The 1,913-nt window shown below is 36.7% G+C and carries 1 protein-coding gene, 1 tRNA gene and 1 pseudogene; 1 reads left to right on the forward strand and 2 read right to left on the reverse strand.

Features of this window, described 5'->3' with window-relative positions; translation table 11 throughout:
- The first annotated feature begins 44 nt into the window (after positions 1–44).
- A tRNA-His gene (locus ACK4R1_RS14765) sits at positions 45–120 on the forward strand.
- A 727-nt stretch (positions 121–847) separates the two neighbouring features.
- Here the strand turns inward: ACK4R1_RS14765 and ACK4R1_RS14770 are convergent.
- Positions 848–1,633: pseudogene (locus tag ACK4R1_RS14770) on the reverse strand (recombinase family protein); the annotation flags it as partial.
- Positions 1,623–1,790 (reverse strand): hypothetical protein, encoded by a 168-nt coding sequence (locus ACK4R1_RS14775; RefSeq protein WP_409688780.1) that lies wholly within the window; start codon positions 1,788–1,790, stop codon positions 1,623–1,625. The pseudogene ACK4R1_RS14770 and the gene ACK4R1_RS14775, both read right to left, overlap by 11 nt.
- Positions 1,791–1,913: the final 123 nt, after the last annotated feature.

Consider the following 1,913-nt stretch of genomic DNA (forward strand, 5'->3'; position numbering starts at 1 on the left):
CAAAAGTTAACTTTTGCAGTATATTTGCACTCGCATAAACAAATGGTGATTGTAGCTCAGTTGGTTAGAGCGTCGGATTGTGGTTCCGAAGGTCGCGGGTTCGAGACCCGTCTTTCACCCATGACGGGGATTTCTCAGAAATCCCCGTTTTTTTATGGAATTCAAGCAAGCCCTTTCTCTGTAATAGCAAGGCTTTAGAAAGGAAAAGCGGATTCAAAAAAGCGGTTCGGTAAACCTCTCCATTATAAGCTAATTCTGTACCGAACACCTTTTCGATGAAATTTTGCTTACCCTGAACATCTGCCATTTGGAATACTTCGCTAATATTTGAAAGCTTTGAGAATCTAGATATAAATGTATTCCAGTAACTCGTTTCGGTAGCTTGAGACAATTTTATTTTTTCTTCCAATTCCTTAACTTCCATTCCTATCTTTTCATTCCAGGTCACAAAAGTTTTATCGTCAAGCTTTCCGGAAATGTATTTATCTTCCAAGCCTTCTTTCTTTGTCATTAACACAGATTTCTTATTTAGTAAAACAGGAATCCCAGAAGTATTTTCTTCAATTTCCTTTTGAAGCCTGATTCTAACTTGCGCCTCGAGATAACTTAACTGCGCATCGTTAAAATCGAATTCCTTTAGAATTTCATTCAATTTTGTATGGGCAACATCGGCATTAAATGACTTTCTGTGAGTAACACATTCGTAATACCAATAATATTTACTGCGTCCTTTAGTATGCCCGCACGTTAATGGCCTGTAACAATCAGGGCAAACGATTGATCTTTTCAAGAAAGCACTATCGTTATATTGCTGACGCACTATTTTTGGCTTAAGAAATTTGGCTTGCACTCTGTAAAAAGTTTCTTTGTCAATTATTGGCTCGTGAATTCCATGAACAAACTTTTCGTTTTCGTCCTGGTGAGCTTTCATTCTGATGAGGCCGACGTAAACTGTATTAGTTAGCATTCTTTGAATGGCGTCCTTTCCTGTTTTTTTAAAGCCTATTTCTTTGCTTTTTCGCTGTATTTCTGCAATTGTATAGCCATTGAGATACCATTCAAAAACACTTTTGATAATTTGAGCTTCTTCAGGAATCAACGTAATTATTGGTTTTTTATATTCATCCCGGGCATTGATGTAACCATAAGGCGCCAATCCTAAATACCTGCCGTCGTTTCGGGCTTTACGTTGTCCAAAAACGGTACGGTCACGTATAACCAATCGCTCCACGTGTGCATTGAGTAACATTGTTGTACGAAGCTGAAAATAGAATGGGCTTTCCGGAGGCAGACCAATAGGTTCTGATATCGAAAGTATTTTGATTTTGTAATTTTCCTCCAGCTGATGGATAACATTAAGCGATTGCTGAATGTTGCGGCTGAAGCGATCATACTTCATTACTATTAAATAATCGATTTCTTTATGATGAATTTTAAGGTATTTTTCTAGTTCCTTCCAACTCTTACGGTCGAAATCTTTAGCGGATTGACCTTCGTCAATAAATGTTTTTGCGAGCTCGTAATTGTTTTTTGCAATAAATCTTTCGATTTCTTCCACTTGGCCATCAATAGAGAAATGAGATTGCTCTTCAGTACTTATCCTGGCGTAACCGACAACTCGTTTAATTCTCATTCTCCTGGTTTTTGACTTGGTTAATAATGTCCTGAACTAAAAAATCAGCTAACAAATCTAGTAATTCTTTTTCTTCATTTGAAATAATAACCGGTTTTGATTCTTCAGCATCTGAAGAACCAACCGTGATATTACTATTTTTCAATCGAAGATGCATGTGTATTTGTTGAGTTGGTTAAAAAACCGCACATTGCTTAGCGGTATATTTCAGTGGTTTTAATACTTATCAGTTTATAACAGCAGTGATATATATGATTTTGTCATACATATCAGCTAGTTA

Source organism: Flavobacterium sp., from assembly GCF_046293665.1.
In the GTDB taxonomy this organism is placed as follows: domain Bacteria; phylum Bacteroidota; class Bacteroidia; order Flavobacteriales; family Flavobacteriaceae; genus Flavobacterium.